The sequence below is a fragment of the Candidatus Poseidoniia archaeon genome, assembly GCA_030748895.1.
GTDB lineage: Archaea > Thermoplasmatota > Poseidoniia > MGIII > CG-Epi1 > UBA8886.
Window position 1 is genome coordinate 90,587 of sequence record JASMLC010000003.1, and the last position, 15,897, is coordinate 106,483.

Consider the following 15,897-nt stretch of genomic DNA (forward strand, 5'->3'; position numbering starts at 1 on the left):
GGAAACAGGTGGCGGGGCAAGCGGATAAATAGCTCAGGGCTTGCGCCGCCGCCATGCCCGAAACGTCCCGATTCCGGCTGGTCCTGCCCGGTCCGGCCCTCAGCCTGGCGGTCGCCGCCGATGGCTCGACCATCGTTGCGGGGGACCGCAATGGAAACCTCACCGTCTCCGACGGGGATGGGGCGCTGCTGTGGCAGCGCAAGCTGGGCGAAGGCATCCACGGCGTCGCAGTCTCGCGCGACGGGCAGCGGATTGTCTGCGGCAGCAAGGATTGCCAGCTACGGATGTTCACCCGCGCGGGCGAGCTCGAGTGGGAGCAGCCGCTCGGCAAGTCGGTCTGGTCTTTAGCGATGGACCCCGGCGGCAGCTTCCTCGCCACAGGTACCGGCGACTCGGTCGCGTTCTACACCGACGGCGGCATACTCGTGTGGGAATACGAGACCGCGCGCGCGATGGTCGGCGTCAGCATCTCGCGGGCCGGGTCGCGGATTATCGCCTGCGGAGATGAGCAGCTCTTCTGCCTCGATGGCGATGGGGCGTTGCTGTGGCAGAAGAAGCGCGGCGACTCGCTCTGGGACGCCGCCATCAGCGAGGATGGCGGTCGCGTCTTCCTCGGCGGCTGGGACCGCAAGGTGCACTGCCTTGATGGTAGCGGCGATGAGCGCTGGGAATACCTTACCGACGGTTACGTGCGCGCAGTCTGCCCGACCGCCGACGGCGGGGTGCTGGCCGCCTCGCACGACGGTTGCATCTACCGGCTCTCACCGGCCGGCGACGCGCTGGCGGTGCGGAGGCCGGGCGGCGAGCTGACCTCGGTGGGCTGTAGCGCCAGCCTCGCACTGGCAGTCGCCGGCACCGGCACCGACGTCGTCGCCTACAGTATGGACGCGGCTGACACGGCCGCGCCGGCAGCGGCGCCAGCCCCGGCGGCGCAGCCCGAGGAGGACAACCTGTTCGGCTTCGGGATGTTCGGCGACATCGAGCCCGACACCAGCGGGCTGGGCGACTACGTGCCCGGCACCGCCGCCACGCCACCGGCAATCGGCACCGCGGGTGAAGGCGGCGAATTCCGTGAATTCGCCGCCGAGATGGTCAAGGAGGATGTACGCAACTACCTGCGGCTCGGGAACGTCGCCTGGCGGGGGGGCCGCTTCGCGCGCGCGGCCGAGCATTACGAGCGGGCGACGCAGGTCGCGCCGGACGAGCCGCGCGGCTGGCACAATCTGGCGGTCTGCCGCTACTACCTCGCGCGCAAGTCCAACCCGGACGACATCGAGGGAGCGGTACGGCAGGCTTACGAGCCGCTGCGCAGCGCCAACCGTAGCAATACACAGTACGGGCCGGCGCTCGCGACACTTGAGTATTTTGCCGAGCTGCTGAAGCTGGAAGAAGATAGCAAGTAATTTCAGGTCAGCTCGACCACGGTCGCGAAGTAGTAGCTGTACTGGAGCGTCAGTACCCAGTCGTTGCCGCCGTCCAGATCCAGTATCAGGCCGACGGAGGGGGCGTTATGGCAGGTTACCGCCAGCGTCCAGTCGCCGCGGCCCTTGGCGCTGAAGTCGCCTCCCGCCAGCAGCTGCGCGTAGACATCGGCGCCCGATTCACCCTCTATCTCGCGCGCGGCTGGGATTGAGTCGAGGACCGTGAAGTTGACCGAGAGGTCGCCGCTAGTCGAGCGCGCCGTCTCGCGGGCGCCCCAGGCGCTGTTGCCCCGCAGCTCGAAATCATCGGGGAAGAGCCCCAGCGCATCCGCCGCTTCGTCCTCGCTCCACTCGAGGCGGAGTGTGACGCTGGTGACGTTGTAGGGCAGCGTCTCGAGCCATTCGGTCATGTCGCCCTCCGCGGTGTAGCCCGGGACGTTCACCGTGCGGGTGGTCTCGGTGAAGCCGATGCTGTAGTTGCGCAGCCGCACCTCGGCCCAGGTCGATGCCGTGGCGTTCAGCCCTTCGGCATCGGTGACGACCAGCGTGACCGAGTAGTTGCCGGGTGCCGAGTAGTTGTGGAACGGTCGCGCCCCCGAACCAAGCGCGCCGTCGCCGAAGTCCCACGCCCAGGCGAGGACGCCTTCGGGGTCGCTCGAGTTGGAGCCGTCGAACCGCAGCTGCTCGTGCACGCGTGCCGCCAGTCCGGGGCCGGCGTCGGCGGTCGGCGGCAGGTTGCGGTGCAGGATTTCGACGCTGGCGCTCGCCGCGCCGGTCGCGCCATCCGGGGCGACGGCAGTCAGCCGCACCGCGTAGGTGCCTTCGCCAGCGTAGGTGTGGGCTGGCGCCGCACCAACAATACCGTTGCCGTCGCCGAATTCCCAGTAATATTTCGTGCCGGATGGCTGCGGGCCGAGCAGACTGAATTGCGCCGGGTCGCCCTCGATAACACCTTCCGGCACCATAATCTCGACGTCCTCCAGCGTCCCCGGTCCGGCGTCGAGGCAGCCGGCGGCGAGCAGGAGGGCAGCGAGCAGCAGGGCAGGGCGCACGCGGGCGCAGCCGCATGGCGTTAAAGGATTGTGCGCGACCATACCTATTTAGCACTCCAGCGGCGGTGGCGCGCCGATTTCAATGCAGGCAGGCCACATGGCGTATGACCGCGCCATCACCGTATTCTCGCCCGACGGGCGGCTCTTCCAGGTCGAATACGCCCGCGAAGCGGTCAAGCGCGGTACCACGACCGTTGGTATCAAGTTCAAGGATGGAGTAGTACTGATTGTCGACAAACGGCTCAGCTCGAAGCTCATCGAGCCCGACTCGATTGAGAAAATGTTCAAGATTGACAACCATGTCGGCTGCGCCACTTCGGGGCTGGTCGCCGACGCGCGGGCGCTGGTCGACCGCGCGCGGGTCGAGTGTCAGGTTAACGCCTTCAACTACGAGGAGAAAATCCCAGTCGAGGCGCTGGTCAAGAAGCTCTGTGACTTCAAGCAGAGCTACACCCAGTACGGCGGCGTGCGGCCTTTCGGGACTGCGCTGCTGATGGCGGGCGTCGATGAGACGGGACCGCACCTCTACGAAACCGACCCCTCGGGCGCGATGATGGCGTACAAGGCGGGCGGCATCGGTGCCGGGCGCAACGAAGTCATGGAAGTCTTCGAGGATAACTACAAGGAAGGGATGACGCAGGCGCAGGCAATCGCCCTCGGCCTGAAGGCGCTGGCAGCAGCCAACGAACATAAGCTGAAGCCCGAAATCATCGAGATTGCGGTGGTCTCCGCCAAGCAGGAATTCCACACCCTTTCCAAGGCTGACGTGAAGAAGGCAGTCTCCAAAACCAAGTAATGGTATCGCTGGACGAGGCGGTAATTGCGCGCCTCGAATCCGGCGGCCACAAGTTCGAAATCCTGATTGACCCCGAAGCGGCGCAGGCGTTCCGCGAAAATGGCGAAATTGACTGGGACGACGCGCTCGCGACCGAAGGCGTCTGGAGCGACTCGGCCAAGGGCGAACACGCTGGCGACGAAGCGGTGCAGGAAGTGTTCGGCACGCTCGAGCTTGAGGCGGTCTGCACTGCCATCCTCGAGCGAGGCGACATCCAGCTCACCGCGGCGCAGCGCAAGGAAATGGTCGAGCGGCGGCACAGGCAGCTAGTGGCGCACATCGCCTCGGCAGCGATGAATCCGCAGACCGGCGCGCCACACCCGCCGCAGCGCATCGAAAATGCCTTGGCCGAAGCAAAGTTCGCGGTCGACCCGCTCGAAGCGCTCGAGCGGCAGGTCGAGCGCGCGGTGAAGGCACTGCGGCCGCTGCTGCCGATTTCGTTCGAGAAGATGCGTGTCGCCGTGCGGATTCCGGCGCAGCACGTCGGCCGCTGCTACGGCGAGATGAAGGCGCTCGCCAGCATCACGCAGGAGGAATACCAGTCGGACGGCAGCTGGATTGCGGTGCTTGAACTGGCGGCTGGCGCGCACGCCGACCTGCTCGACCGGCTCGGCTCGCTGACGCACGGCACCGCCGAGACGAAGCAGCTTTAGCGCGAGGCGCGGGCGACGGGGACGGCGCAACAGGCCAAGCTTCAAATACCGCACGAAGTCCGCGCCGACACACGCAAGGCAAAGAAAGGAGTGATTTCTTATGACAAAATCTTCATCTAAACAAGCCAGCGGCAGGTCTGTCCTGCTGCCGGGCGACAAGCTGGAAGCCGACCAGAAGGCCGGTTCCGGAACCTTCCGCCGCGACGGAGAGGCGCACACCGCCGTGCTCGGCTTTTCGAGCGAGAGTTCCGGCTACACCAACGTCCAGCCGATAGCGGGGCGCTACAGCCCGCGCGTCGGCGACAAGGTCGTCGCGGTCTGTGTCGAGACCGGCCCTTCGCTCTGGCGCATGGACATCGGCGCGTTCCAGAACTCGATGCTGCACCACAGCGAGACTGACTGGAAGGTGGACTTCGGCGATACCGCCAGCTTCATCGGCATCGGTGACGCGGCGCTGGCCGAGGTATACATGGTCGACGGCAGCGGCAGCCACCAGGTCACCCTGAAGAAGAACGACTGCCGCAAACTCTATGCCGGTACCATCGTCCATGTTGCGCCCACGTGCGTGAACCGCGTGATTGGCAAGCAGGGATCGATGATTACACTAATTCGCGAAAAGACGGGATGCCGCATCCAGGCCGGCCAGAACGGCTTAATCTGGATAGATGGCGAACCCGACCAGATTGCCCGCGCCCAGCAGGCAGTCGAGACTATTTCCCGCGAGGCAACTAGCAGCGGGCTGACGGAGAAAATCGAAAAACTACTGGAGTGAAAACATGGCAGGCGGAGACAGCGATATCGAATTTATCAACAAGAAAGGCAAGCGGCTCGACGGTCGTAAGCCAGACGAGTTGCGCGACGTACGCATCGAGGCCGGCGTGCTGAACCGCGCCGACGGGTCATGCTACCTGGAGTGGGGCAACAACAAGGTGTACGCCGGGGTTTTCGGCCCCATCGAGTGCCACCCGCGCCACAAGCAGCAGCAGGACCGCGCCATCGTTCAGGCGCGCTACACCATGGCGCCTTTCAGCGTCAACGACCGCAAGCGGCCCGGCTACGACCGCCGCTCGAGCGAGATTTCCTACATCGTTTCGCAGGCGCTGGAGCGCGTCGTGATGGTCGAGCAGTTCCCGCGTGCCGCCATCCGGGTGGACATGCAGGTCGTCGAGGCGCACGCCGGCACCCGCTGCGCGGCGCTGACGGCGGCATCGGTCGCGCTGGCTGACGCCGGCATCCCGATGCGCGACATCATCCCGTCCTGCGCGGCGGGCAAGGTGAGCGACACCGTCGTGCTCGACCTGAACAAGGAAGAAGATAACTACGGGCAGGCGGACCTTCCGCTCGCCATCGTGCCTTCGACGGGCGAAGTGGTGCTGCTCCAGCTGGACGGCCACCTGACTCCCGAGGAGTTCGAGCAGGCGCTCGACATGGCGTATAACGGCTGTATGGACCTTTACGAAATCCAGCGGGCTGCACTTGCCAACCGCTACGGAGGCAACGCATGAGCTCTGCTACCGTAGCCAACCTGATGCGCGGGCACATCGAGAAGCTCGCCGCAGACGGCAAGCGCACCGACGGACGCGAGACCAACGAGTTCCGCGGCGTCAGCATCGAGACCGGACTCATCGGCACCGCCGAGGGGTCTTCGCGCGTCAGCCTGGGCGATACCACGGTGATGTGCGGCGTCAAGCTGCTGGTCGGCACGCCCTACCCCGATTCCCCGGGACGCGGCAGCATGACCACCACCGCCGAGCTGGCGTGCCTCGCTTCGGAGCAGTTCGAGCCCGGGCCGCCGCGTGAGCCCGCTATCGAGCTGGCACGCGTCGTCGACCGTGGCATCCGCGAGTCGCAGATGATTGACTTCGAGGGTCTCTGCATCGAGCATGGTGCAAAGGTGTGGATTGTCTTCATCGACATGCACATCCTGGACCACGGCGGCAACCTGTTCGACTGCTGCACGCTTGCCGCCGCGTCAGCGCTTTCGAACGCGAAAATCCCCAACGTCCAGCACGGCATCGCCGACAAGGACGTCGACCTGCCCATCAGTTGCTGGCCCATCTCCTGCACCTTCGCCAAGCTCGGGGAAGCCATCGTGCTCGACCCGAACCACGACGAGGAGACGGTGATGAGCGCACGGCTGACCGTGGCGCACGATGAGAACGGCAACCTGCGGGCGATGCAGAAGGGCTACAGCGGCGCCTTCACCCCCGATGAAATCAAGGCTTCAGTCAAGACCGCGCGTACCGCCGATAAGGTTTTACGCAAGGCGCTGAAAGAGGCCACGAAATGAGTCAGGGAACCCGTAAGGTTGGCAGCACCGGCCGCTTCGGCCCGCGCTACGGCGTCTCCGTCAGGCGACGCATCGGCTCGGTCGAGGCAAAGCAACGCAAATGGCACGACTGCCCCGAGTGCACCAAACCGCGCGTGCGGCGCGTCTCGACTGGCATCTATCGCTGCCGCAGCTGCGGACTCGAGTTCGCCAGCGGCGCCTACTACCCGACTCCGGTGGAGAAGTAATGGTCAACTACAAATGCTCGGTCTGCGGCACTTCGCTCGAGATGGACCTTGAGACGCTCGGGCTGACCTGTCGCAAGTGCGGCAACAAGATTTTCTACAAGAAGCGCCCTTCGACCAAGAAGACAGTCATATCTGACTGATGCGCGCGTCGCTCGACCTGCGCACCGGCCCCCGCACGGCGGCGGTCGCGGCTGCGCTCGCTCCCGAAGTCGAGGCGGGCGTCCCCAAAGTCAAGCTGGAGATGAGCAGCGCCGGCGAGCGACTGCGGCTCGAGCTCGAGGCCGAAGACCTTGTCAGCCTGCGCGCCGCGCTCAATTCCTTTTTAGGCTGGGCCGCCTGCGCGCAGCAGGTGGCTGAAAATGGCGACTGACCCGATTCCCGACGACGTGCGGCAGCAGCTGGAGCAGTTCGAGCAGCTGCGGCAGCAGGCGCAGGCGCTGGCACAGCAGCAGTCGCAGGTCGAGATGGCGGTGCGCGAGGCGGTGCGCACGCTCGAGGAGCTGGATGAGGTCGCGGCCGATACGCCGCTCTACCGCGCCAGCGGCGCCATCATGGTGCGCGTCGACGACCTGAAGAAGCTGAAGAGCGACCTGAAGGAAGAGCAGGAGACGCTCGAGCTGCGGACGAAAACGCTCAAAACGCAAATCGATAAGCTGAATACCCAGTTGCAGGAGATGCAGACACGGCTGACGCCGGTGCTACAGCGGCTGCAGGGTCCGGGTGGTCCCGGTGCCGGCTCCTGACCCTGCCGCGCTGGAGGCGGCGCTCGCGCGCGAGCTGCTGCTGCTGGTCCACCACCACGGTGACGCCGACTCGGTCGGCTGCGCCATCGCGCTCGCGGAAGCGTTCCCCGGCGCGCGCATCTCCGCCACCGACGGGCTGAGCGCCGCCGGCAAGGTGATGGCAGAGCGGCTCGAGGTCGAAATCGAGCCCGGACCGCCCGCGAGCTGGGACGGCACCGTGGTCGTCATCGATACATCCAGCCCGGAGCACTGCGCGCCGCTGCCCACCTGCCGCAGCGTAGTGGTGATTGACCATCACCAGACCGCGGGCGAATGGCCTGCGGGAACGTTGCTAATACACGAGCCGGAGGCGAAGAGCACCGCCGAAATCGTGACGCGCCTGATTCCGGAGCTGGGCATCGAGCTGACGCCGCAGATGGCGTTGCCGTTACTCGCCGGCGTCTACGCCGATACCGGCCACTTCCGCCACGCGACGCACGACAGCTTCGCGGCGGCGCAGGCGCTCACCGCCGCCGGCGGGGAGCCCCGTCAGGCGATGGTGCTGCTCGACCGCGTGCGGCCGCAGCAGCAGCGCACGACGTTCCTGAAGGCGGCGCAACGGCTCAAGTTTTCGCAAGAGGGCAAGTGGCTGCTGGCGACGACCCGCACCGGCTCGTTCGAGTCGGGGACGGCGCGGCTGATGGTGGCGCTGGGCGCCGACGTCGCGCTCGCCGCTTCGGGCAACAGGAAAGGGCAGGTGCGAATTTCGAGCCGTGCGTCGAGCGCGGCCATCGAGGCGGGGCTGAACCTGGCGCAGCTGCTCGAGGCGCTGGCCGACGAGCAGTCCGGCTCGGCTGGTGGCCATCCGGGGGCGGCCGGCTTCCAGGCGCGGGGCGACCCCGACGCGCTGCTGGCGATGGCGCGGCGAGAGTGCATCGCGCAGCTGAAATCGCTAGCCGAAGGCGCTTAACCGGGGGGCAGCTGGCGCAGGGTGCTGCCGCGAGGACTATTCCGCATCTACGGTCTCGTGCTGGGCAACCTGCTGCTGCTGATGGGGGGGCAGCTGGCGTATCTCTATTTCGTCCCGCTGGAGCAGGACGGCACGCCGCTGCTGCTGCCCGCGGTGCCGCTGCTGCCCTACTTCATGCTCATCATGCTCTGCTCGGGCGCGCTCATCGTCGGGGCGCTGCTACAGAAGATGCCGCGGCCGCTGCTCTTCATCCCGTCGCGGAAGGGCGGCGGGCTGCCGCCCTTCCGCGGCTACTTCCTGCCGGGGCAGGGCGAGCGCTACTACCATCGCGAACTCCCCGAGGACGACCTGCCACTGCCCGAGATGGCGCCGCCCGAGGAGCTGGCGGAGCCGCCCTGGATTCAGCCCGTCCCGAGCCAGCCACTCGAGCTGCCGGCGGCGAAATGGCTGCTGCTCGGCTTCCTGATGGCGATTGCGCTGGGGGTCGCGGTGCTGGCCGAAAAGGGCGAATTCCTGTTGCTCTTTCCGCTGGCGTTCGTCGCCGCCTTCTCCTTCCCGGCGCTACTCTGGGTGAGCTATATCTACCGCCGCACGCACAGCGGGCCCGAGCCGCAGCGGATGGTGCTGATTGCGCTCTCGTGGGGCATGTTCGCGACGCTGCCGGCGAGCCTGCTGAACGATGCCGGCGGGCGGCTGCTGGGCGCCGACCCGATGCTGATGCTCGAGGGCGGCGCGCTCGGCCGGGCCGAAATCCTGCTGGTGACGGTAGTCGCGCCGCTGGTCGAGGAGGCGCTAAAGCCGCTCGGCCTGCTGTTCGTGATGAGCCGGCTGCGGACGCCGTACGAGGGGGTGCTCTACGGCGCCGCGTGCGGGATGGGGTTCGCGATGATGGAGAACATGCTGTACGACCTGCTGGTGCTGATATGGTACGGCGCCGACGCCTGGACCATCAACGCCTTCGCGCGCGGCGTCGGCTCGACCGTGCTGCACGCGGTCGGCCCGGCGCTGGTCGGCTTCGCGCTGGCGCTGTCGCGCAACGGCGACTGGCCGGCGAACCGGGTCGTGCCGGCCGCCTATCTCGGCGGTGTCATCATCCACGGCGCCTGGAACGGCGCCGCGACGCTGCCGTTCATCTTCCCCGACGACCCGCAGATGGCGACCAACTCGTGGGTCGCGCTGGGGCTGGTACTGGTCGCCTGCCTGCTGCTGGTGCGCGAGCTGCTCCGCCGCGGGCTGGCGTATGACGAGCCGCAGCCGCCGCAGCCTGAACCCTGATATAGTGCCGGTAAATGCAGCCCAGCCCGCCTTAGCTCAGACTGGCTAGAGCGGCCGGCTGTAGGGGTTAAACCTGAAGTCCCGTGAGAACGGGAGGCCGCAGATACCGGCAGGTCCCCGGTTCAAATCCGGGAGGCGGGACCAGTTCTACTTTTATAGCGGTCGTCGAGAACTATTCGGCCGTCACGCCGCCATCGACCGCGACAATCGACCCGGTGGTCCAGCCCGCTTCCGGGCCGCAAAGGTGCAGCGCCATCGCGGCGATTTCTGCCGGCTGGCCCATGCACCCCATCGGCTGCACGCCCTCCATTTCGGCGCGGTCTTCGGTCCCGGCGTCAATGCGGTCGGTCGCCATCGGCGTCTCGACCACCGCGGGGCAGATGCAGTTGACACGCACGCGCGGCGCCAGCTCAAGCGCCATCGCGCGCGTCAGGTTCACGAGCCCGCCCTTAGCGGCGCAGTAGGCGGCCGCGTCGGGGATGCCGCGCAGGCCGAGCGTCGAGCCGATGTTCAGGATGCAGCCGCCGTCCGGCACCAGCGGCAGCAGCGCCCGCGATACGAGCCACGGCCCCTTCAGGTTGGTGTCGACAACCGTGTCCCAGTCCGCTTCGCTGGTCGTCGTGGCAGAGCCCGGCAGGAACAGCCCAGCGTTGTTGACGACTATATCGACCCGCTCGAACTCCGCTTCGAGCCATTTCGCCAGCGTCGCGACGCTGTCGCGGTCAGAGACGTCGGCGACCATCCACTGCGCCCCGCAGGCGGCCACGGTTTCGCGCAGTGGCGCGTCGCGCCGGCCGCAGATGGCGACGCGCGCGCCTTCCGCGGCGAACCGCTCGGCGATGGCGCGGCCGATGCCGGTGCCGCCGCCGGTCACGAGCGCGACCTTGCCGTCGAGCGTTCCGCCCATGCTGCGCCAGCGCGCCCTGTCATAAAGGCGGCGCGGCGAACTCGCCGCACCGCCGTGCGGGACAAGGTTAATCCCCGGCGCAGGCTGGCGGAGTGTGCGATTCCTGCTGTTGGCAACGCTGCTCGGGCTGGCGCTGCTGGCGCTCGCGCCGCAGGCCGAGGCGCTCGAGCGGCTGCACAGCTACTACGAGCTGCGCGACGACACCGAGGCGCTGGCGGCGCAGTACCCTGAACTGGCAGTCTACAGCGAGCACGGCAGCAGCGCCGGGCCGCTCGGGCTCGCCATCTTTTCGGTCGACGTCGCGCTGAACATTACCACGCTCCCCGAGGCGGAGCTGGCGGCGCTGCCGACCTTCTACATCGACGGCGCGCACCACGGCAATGAAGGCATGTCCTCCGAAGCGGCGTTCCTGTTCCTGCAGGACGTGCTCGAGCGGTCGACGGCCGACCCCGCCTACCTGGCGGGCAAGCGGCTGGTGGTGACGCCTATCATGAATACCGACGGCCACCTGCAGGACTGCCGCAACAACTGGAACGGCGTCGACCTGAACCGCAACTACCCCTGGATGTGGGGCGCCTACGGCACCAGCGACACCCGCGGCTCCTGCCCCGCGTCGGGCACCTACCGTGGTCCCAGCGCCGGGAGCGAGGGTGAGACGCAGGACAACATGGCGCTGATGCGCAGCCTGAACGTCTACGCCTACTTCTCGGGCCACACCGGCTCCAACGACATCGTGCTGCCGTGGAAGATTACCGGCGATTTCGCGGTGCCAATTGCCGACTGGGCGCTCTACGAACGCTTCCTGAACGAGTCGGCCAACGTCTCGGGGCTCTCCTACCGCGACCCGTCGGGCGCCGGCGAATCGATTGCGTGGGGCTACGGCGCCCGCGGCGCCATCAGCCTGATTGTCGAAGTTACCACCCTGCAGTGGTCGCCCATCGAGGATTCGACGCTGCGGCAGGAGCTGGCGAACGAGCTGCTGATGTACGACATGGCGTGGGAAAATCTGCTGAAACTGGGCGGCCGCCCGGTGGTCGTCGCCACCGGCCCCGGTGAAATCACGGTGCGCAACGACGGCTGGGGCGCCGCCTACAATCTCTCGGCCGGCGGCATTATCCTTGCGCGACTGGAGCCGGGCGAGACCGCCACGGTCGACTGGCACGACTCGCAGCTGCGCTACGAGCGCATCCTGCGCAGCGCGGAGCGCGACGTGGACGCCGACGGGGTGGTGCTGCTCGAAGTCGGCACGCCGCTTCCAGATATCCCGAACCAGCCGGCGCCGGCGGTCTCGCTGCTGACCGCGCTGGCGGCGGTCGGGCTCGCCGCCGCGGGGCGGCGGCGATAGCGCAACCTCTCTGGCCTCGCCCTGCTCGGCCAGCGGTTGCTGACTGCGCTGGCGGCGGCGACGTTAGCGCAGCGCGCCGTCAGCCTTTTTGACCCCCTGCCCTGCGGCCGCTGCATGCCTATCGAGACACGCGACGAAGGGACGGTGCGAGTCATCACGCTCAACCGGCCCGCGAAGCTGAACGCGCTGACACTGGAAATGGCGATTGATATCTGCAACGCGGTCGAAGCCGCGGCGGCCGACGCGTCGGTGCGCTGCCTGCTGCTGACCGGCAGCGGCCGCGCCTTCTCGAGCGGCGGTGACGTCGACGAGATGGGCGAGCACCTGCCGCGCGCGGGCGAGCTGTTCTACCAGCTGACCGACCAGCTGCACGACACTGTCAGCGCGATGCTGACGATGCGAAAGCCGGTCGTCACCGCCATCAACGGCATCGTCGCCGGCGGCGCTATCGGCATAGCGCTGGCGGGCGATGTGCGCATCGCCGCCGAGTCGGCGCAGTTGCTCTCGGCGCACCTCAAGCGCGGCTTCGTCCCGGCGGGCGGCGCGACCTACCTGCTGCCGCGTCTCATCGGCCTCAGCCGCACGCAGGCGCTCTTCTTCGGCGGGCGCACCCTCACCAGCGCCGAGATGCGCGAGTGGGGGCTGGTGCACCACCTAGTCCCCGACGGGGAGCTGGCGGAGTTCGCGATGGCGGAGGCGCAGCGGCTCGCCGCCGGGCCGACGCAGGCGATGGGCGAAACCAAGCGGCTGCTGGCGGCGGCCGACAACCTCACCGCCGAGGAGCAGCTCGAGCTGGAGAGCGAGCGCAACCGCGATTCAGGCAACGAAGGCGACGCGGTCGAGGGCATCACCGCCTTCCTCGAGAAGCGCGAGCCGGAGTTCGGCCGCGCAGAAAATTAAACTTCTATAGTCGCTGGCGGGCCCGGGGGGATTTGAACCCCCGTATCTGGGTCCGAAGCCCAGCAGGATTCCGGACTACCTCACGGGCCCGGGCGCGGATTATGGGGGGTGCTTTAGGCTTGGGGGAGGCGCGCCACGACCCCCGCGACGCGCGGCAGCTCAATGACCGCCAGCACGCGCTGCCGCTCCGCGCACGCCTCGCGCAGTCGTTGCGCCATCTCCGTCTCGCGGCCGCGCTCGACGGCGGCGTAGCCGCTGAGGCCGCACAGGTGGCGGTCCATTTCGAGCGCGAGTTCCTGCGGCGTCCCGGCTTCGAAGCCGCGTTTGCGGAGCCGCTTCTCGAGCCGGTCGCAGCGGAACCACTGCCAGGTCGAGACCGATTCCGTGAACAGCGCTGTGAACTCCTCCTCGGGCAGGTCGAGTGGCTCCACGGGGACGCCGGCGTCATCGGCCAGCGATAGTGCGCGGCGGAGGGCGGGCGGCGGAAGGCGCACGCCGGCGGCGCCCGCCACCTGGCGCAGCGCCAAGCCATATAATTCCTCCCAGCCCGAGATGTCGAACGGCTCGCCGTCCCACTCGCGCAGCCCCGCCACTTCGCCGGGGCTGACGGCCAGCGCCAGCGCCTCTGGCTTCGCAGAGGCCCACGCCGCCTCCAGCTCCGGCAGCTCGCTCGCGAGCCCCTTGACGGTCGGGAAGATGGCGAGCGCGCAGTCGCCCAGCTTGAGCCGCTCCATCGCCCGCGCAAGCGCGCAGCGCTAAAAGATGCGGCTATCCATCAGGGGCGGCGGGTCGCCTGACGGGGATTCGCGGTTCAGCCCAGCTTCGCGCTACAGCTGTGGGCGCTGCGGCAATCACGGCAAAGCATCGCTGAACAGCCGCGGCAAGCGGTGAGGGCGGGCGCGCCACACTCGGCGCAGAGGCCGGCTCGCATGAGGGGCGAGGCGCAAACCCTAATTTAGCATGGAGGCTGCCGCGCTCCGTGTTCAGGGCGAAGAGGATTACCGTGTTCCTGCCGGGCGACGGCGAGACGCAGGTCTTCGAGAAAGTGAAGTTCCAGTCGAACCCCGAGGTGGGGGTGCTGGCGGTTTTCCCCGGCGAAGGCAAGGAGGCGCTGGTCTTCTCCGGCCTGAGCTTCCGCATCGAGATGGACGAGAAAGGCGCCAAGGAGTCGTTCGAGATGGCCGAGAAGGCGCACTCGGTCTCGCGCGAGCAGATGAAGCAGATGTTCGAGCGCGAGTCGGGGCAGGGCGACCGCTTCAGCTCCAGCTTCGGGTAGCCATGGCGCTGAAGCTCGTCGTCTTCGACATGGACGGAACGCTGCTGCGCCCCAAGTCGTCGTGGGGGCTGCTGCACGACCATTTCGGCACCGACAATTCCGAGATGCTCGCGCGCTACCTGCGGCACGAGGTGAGCGACACCGAGTTCGTCGCCACCGACCTTGCGCTCTGGGCCGCCGCCAACGGCGGCCCGGTTGATGCGGCGACGGTCAACGCCGCGCTCGACCGCGCCGAACTGCTGCCGGGCGCTGCCGAGGCGGTCGCCGGCCTGCACACGACGGGAATCGCGACTGCGATTATCTCGGGCGGCATCGATTATCTCGCCCAAAAGCTGGCGGCGGAGTGGGGCATGGCGGAAGCGCACGCCAACCCGCTGTTTGACTCGCCCGCGGGGCTGCAGGGCGATATTCGCGTCAGCGGCCACGCCAAGGCGCCGGTGATGCGCGGCGTGATGGCGCGCCATCACGCCGCGCGCGACGAGGTAGCGGCGGTCGGCGACACGGTGGTTGACCTGGACCTGTTCGCACTCGCGGGGACCAGCGTCGCAGTCAACACCGACGACGAGCAGGTCATCGCGGCGGCGACGCACCACCTGCCCGACGAGTCACTCGACGGTTTGCTGGAATTATTGCTTCCGCGTTAGTAGCGCGCCCAGCAACGCCGCCGCGGCCGCGACCAGCGCCAGCCGGTCCAGTCCTGGTGAGGGCGAGATGGCCCAGAGCGCGAGGCTGAAGCCGGCGAAGAGCAGCGCGCTCTGCTGCACCACGGCGCGGCGCGACTGTCCCACCTGCAGCATCAGCACCAGCACCAGCGTGAAAGTGAGCGACGCGAGGCGGAACGGCGCCGCGTAGCCGAGCAGCGTCCAGAGGCTGGTGCCGAGCAGCGGCCCGATGGCACGCGACAGTGCGCCCAGCGACTGGCTCAGTCCCAGCACTGTCCCCTGCTCCTGCGGCCCCACCGCGCGCGAAATCAGCGCGTTGAGCGTCGGCTGGATGAAGCCACTGCCGAGCGAGAAAATCGTCGTTGCCAGCGCAACGCCTTCGAGCGTCGTCGTGTAGGGAATATAGCCCATACCGAGCAGCATCAACAACGCCCCCGCGCGCGAGGTCCATGCTTCGCCGCAGCGGCGCACCGCGGGGCCGACGAGGCCGCCCTGCGTCACGATGCTGACGCCGCCCATGTAGGCGAACAATACCCCGGATAGCCGCACCGGCAGCCCGATGCGCTCCTTCGAGAACTCGACGAAGGTGCCGAAGATGATTGAGAACGCCAGCAGGTAGAGCGTGAAGATAACCAGCAGCAGTCCCAGCCGCGGCTGGCGCAGGTAGGCGAGCGTCTCGCGCAGCGCTTCCCCCGGCGAGACGCGCGGCCGCACCATGTGGTCTGACGGGAGCGACTCGGGCAGCCAGCGCCAGGCGCAGAAGAGGTTCAGCAGCGCCAGCCCCGACCCGAAAAACGCCGGCAGCCAGAAGCCCCACTGCCCCAGCAGCCCGCCCAGCGCCGGCCCGCAGACAAAACCCAGCCCGAAGGCGACGCCGAGCATCCCCATCCCCTGCGCGCGCTCCTCGGGCGGCGTCACGTCCGCCACGTAGGCGTACGCGGCGGCGTAGTTGGCGCTCATCACCCCCAGCATGATGCGCGACAGGAACAGCACCCCCAGCAGGAGGCGGTTGTCGTCGCTCAATCCCAGCGCCGGGTCGGCCAGCCCGAACACCGCGTAGGCGACCGCCGCACCACCGAGGCCGAGCATGATGACCGGCCGGCGGCCGATACGGTCGCTCAGCCGCCCCCACGCCGGAAGGCAGACGAACTGCGCCAGCGAGAAGGCGGTAATCAGCAGGCCGACGGTGAGGATTGTACCGCCCAGTTCGGCCACGATGTAATTCAGCAACGGGATGAACATCGCGAACCCCGCAAGGTCGATGAACATCGTCAGCATCAGGATGTGGAGCGGCTTCACCGGCCCCGCAGGCGAGGGGGTGATATCAGGATGCTGCGCCGGCAAAACCGGCGGGATAGAACT

The 15,897-nt window shown here is 67.7% G+C and carries 20 protein-coding genes and 2 tRNA genes; 17 read left to right on the forward strand and 5 right to left on the reverse strand.

The annotated features are described in order from the left end of the window. The first annotated feature begins 53 nt into the window (after positions 1-53). Positions 54-1,403, forward strand: a complete 1,350-nt coding sequence (locus QGG57_01980; GenBank protein ID MDP7006948.1) for a PQQ-binding-like beta-propeller repeat protein — start codon at positions 54-56, stop codon at positions 1,401-1,403. A gap of 2 nt (positions 1,404-1,405) precedes the next feature. Here the strand turns inward: QGG57_01980 and QGG57_01985 are convergent, their stop codons facing one another. After that, positions 1,406-2,473, reverse strand: coding sequence for a PKD domain-containing protein (locus QGG57_01985; protein ID MDP7006949.1), 1,068 nt, complete (start codon positions 2,471-2,473; stop codon positions 1,406-1,408). A gap of 82 nt (positions 2,474-2,555) precedes the next feature. Between QGG57_01985 and psmA the strand changes: the two genes are divergently transcribed. The 12 genes from psmA to QGG57_02045 all read left to right on the forward strand — a co-directional run bounded on the left by psmA (position 2,556) and on the right by QGG57_02045 (position 9,589). Further along, entirely contained in the window at positions 2,556-3,269 is a 714-nt protein-coding gene (gene psmA / locus QGG57_01990; GenBank protein ID MDP7006950.1) for an archaeal proteasome endopeptidase complex subunit alpha, read from the forward strand. After that, the gene (locus QGG57_01995) at positions 3,269-3,961 is read left to right on the forward strand and encodes a ribosome assembly factor SBDS (GenBank protein ID MDP7006951.1); all 693 of its coding nucleotides are present in this window, start codon (positions 3,269-3,271) and stop codon (positions 3,959-3,961) included. The genes psmA and QGG57_01995 overlap by 1 nt, the downstream gene beginning before the upstream one ends. Positions 3,962-4,061: 100 nt before the next feature. Next, entirely contained in the window at positions 4,062-4,733 is a 672-nt protein-coding gene (locus tag QGG57_02000) for a KH domain-containing protein (GenBank protein ID MDP7006952.1), read from the forward strand. A 4-nt stretch (positions 4,734-4,737) separates the two neighbouring features. Continuing rightward, positions 4,738-5,466 carry an exosome complex exonuclease Rrp41 gene (rrp41, locus tag QGG57_02005; GenBank protein MDP7006953.1) on the forward strand — a complete coding sequence of 243 codons (729 nt, stop codon included), beginning with the start codon at positions 4,738-4,740 and terminating at the stop codon, positions 5,464-5,466. Next, complete coding sequence (gene rrp42, locus QGG57_02010) at positions 5,463-6,251, forward strand: exosome complex protein Rrp42 (GenBank protein MDP7006954.1); 789 nt, start codon at positions 5,463-5,465, stop codon at positions 6,249-6,251. The genes rrp41 and rrp42 overlap by 4 nt, the downstream gene beginning before the upstream one ends. Next, positions 6,248-6,478 carry a 50S ribosomal protein L37ae gene (locus QGG57_02015; protein ID MDP7006955.1) on the forward strand — a complete coding sequence of 77 codons (231 nt, stop codon included), beginning with the start codon at positions 6,248-6,250 and terminating at the stop codon, positions 6,476-6,478. Before rrp42 ends, QGG57_02015 begins: the two co-directional genes overlap by 4 nt. Then, positions 6,478-6,618, forward strand: a complete 141-nt coding sequence (locus tag QGG57_02020) for a DNA-directed RNA polymerase subunit P (GenBank protein ID MDP7006956.1) — start codon at positions 6,478-6,480, stop codon at positions 6,616-6,618. Before QGG57_02015 ends, QGG57_02020 begins: the two co-directional genes overlap by 1 nt. Continuing rightward, positions 6,618-6,848 carry a KEOPS complex subunit Pcc1 gene (locus tag QGG57_02025; GenBank protein ID MDP7006957.1) on the forward strand — a complete coding sequence of 77 codons (231 nt, stop codon included), beginning with the start codon at positions 6,618-6,620 and terminating at the stop codon, positions 6,846-6,848. Before QGG57_02020 ends, QGG57_02025 begins: the two co-directional genes overlap by 1 nt. Continuing rightward, positions 6,838-7,221, forward strand: a complete 384-nt coding sequence (locus tag QGG57_02030; protein ID MDP7006958.1) for a prefoldin subunit beta — start codon at positions 6,838-6,840, stop codon at positions 7,219-7,221. The genes QGG57_02025 and QGG57_02030 overlap by 11 nt, the downstream gene beginning before the upstream one ends. Beyond that, a complete protein-coding gene (locus QGG57_02035) occupies positions 7,199-8,170 on the forward strand; it encodes a DHH family phosphoesterase (GenBank protein MDP7006959.1) in 972 nt (323 codons plus the stop codon). Before QGG57_02030 ends, QGG57_02035 begins: the two co-directional genes overlap by 23 nt. A 21-nt stretch (positions 8,171-8,191) precedes the next feature. Beyond that, complete coding sequence (locus tag QGG57_02040) at positions 8,192-9,445, forward strand: PrsW family intramembrane metalloprotease (GenBank protein MDP7006960.1); 1,254 nt, start codon at positions 8,192-8,194, stop codon at positions 9,443-9,445. A gap of 25 nt (positions 9,446-9,470) precedes the next feature. Next, positions 9,471-9,589: transfer RNA gene (locus tag QGG57_02045), tRNA-Tyr, on the forward strand. A gap of 28 nt (positions 9,590-9,617) precedes the next feature. Here the strand turns inward: QGG57_02045 and QGG57_02050 are convergent. Further along, entirely contained in the window at positions 9,618-10,352 is a 735-nt protein-coding gene (locus QGG57_02050) for an SDR family oxidoreductase (GenBank protein ID MDP7006961.1), read from the reverse strand. A gap of 94 nt (positions 10,353-10,446) precedes the next feature. Here QGG57_02050 and QGG57_02055 point away from each other — a divergent pair, with 94 nt between their 5' ends. Both QGG57_02055 and QGG57_02060 read left to right on the forward strand, forming a co-directional pair. Continuing rightward, positions 10,447-11,697 carry a M14 family zinc carboxypeptidase gene (locus QGG57_02055; GenBank protein ID MDP7006962.1) on the forward strand — a complete coding sequence of 417 codons (1,251 nt, stop codon included), beginning with the start codon at positions 10,447-10,449 and terminating at the stop codon, positions 11,695-11,697. Positions 11,698-11,811: 114 nt separating this feature from the next. After that, positions 11,812-12,597, forward strand: coding sequence for an enoyl-CoA hydratase-related protein (locus tag QGG57_02060; GenBank protein ID MDP7006963.1), 786 nt, complete (start codon positions 11,812-11,814; stop codon positions 12,595-12,597). Between the two features lie 14 nt (positions 12,598-12,611). Here the strand turns inward: QGG57_02060 and QGG57_02065 are convergent. Together QGG57_02065 and QGG57_02070 are read right to left on the reverse strand one after the other, a co-directional pair. Beyond that, positions 12,612-12,687: transfer RNA gene (locus QGG57_02065), tRNA-Arg, on the reverse strand. A 23-nt stretch (positions 12,688-12,710) separates the two neighbouring features. Continuing rightward, a complete protein-coding gene (locus QGG57_02070; GenBank protein MDP7006964.1) occupies positions 12,711-13,331 on the reverse strand; it encodes a hypothetical protein in 621 nt (206 codons plus the stop codon). Between the two features lie 245 nt (positions 13,332-13,576). On the opposite strand from QGG57_02070, the gene QGG57_02075 reads away from it, so the two are divergent. Both QGG57_02075 and QGG57_02080 read left to right on the forward strand, forming a co-directional pair. Continuing rightward, on the forward strand, positions 13,577-13,873 hold the full coding sequence (locus tag QGG57_02075; protein ID MDP7006965.1) for a hypothetical protein: 297 nt from the start codon (positions 13,577-13,579) through the stop codon (positions 13,871-13,873). 2 nt (positions 13,874-13,875) lie between these two features. Beyond that, positions 13,876-14,517 carry an HAD-IB family phosphatase gene (locus QGG57_02080; GenBank protein MDP7006966.1) on the forward strand — a complete coding sequence of 214 codons (642 nt, stop codon included), beginning with the start codon at positions 13,876-13,878 and terminating at the stop codon, positions 14,515-14,517. On the opposite strand, the gene QGG57_02085 is transcribed toward QGG57_02080, so the two are convergent. Then, entirely contained in the window at positions 14,500-15,834 is a 1,335-nt protein-coding gene (locus tag QGG57_02085) for an MFS transporter (protein MDP7006967.1), read from the reverse strand. The genes QGG57_02080 and QGG57_02085 overlap by 18 nt on opposite strands. Positions 15,835-15,897 lie beyond the last annotated feature (63 nt).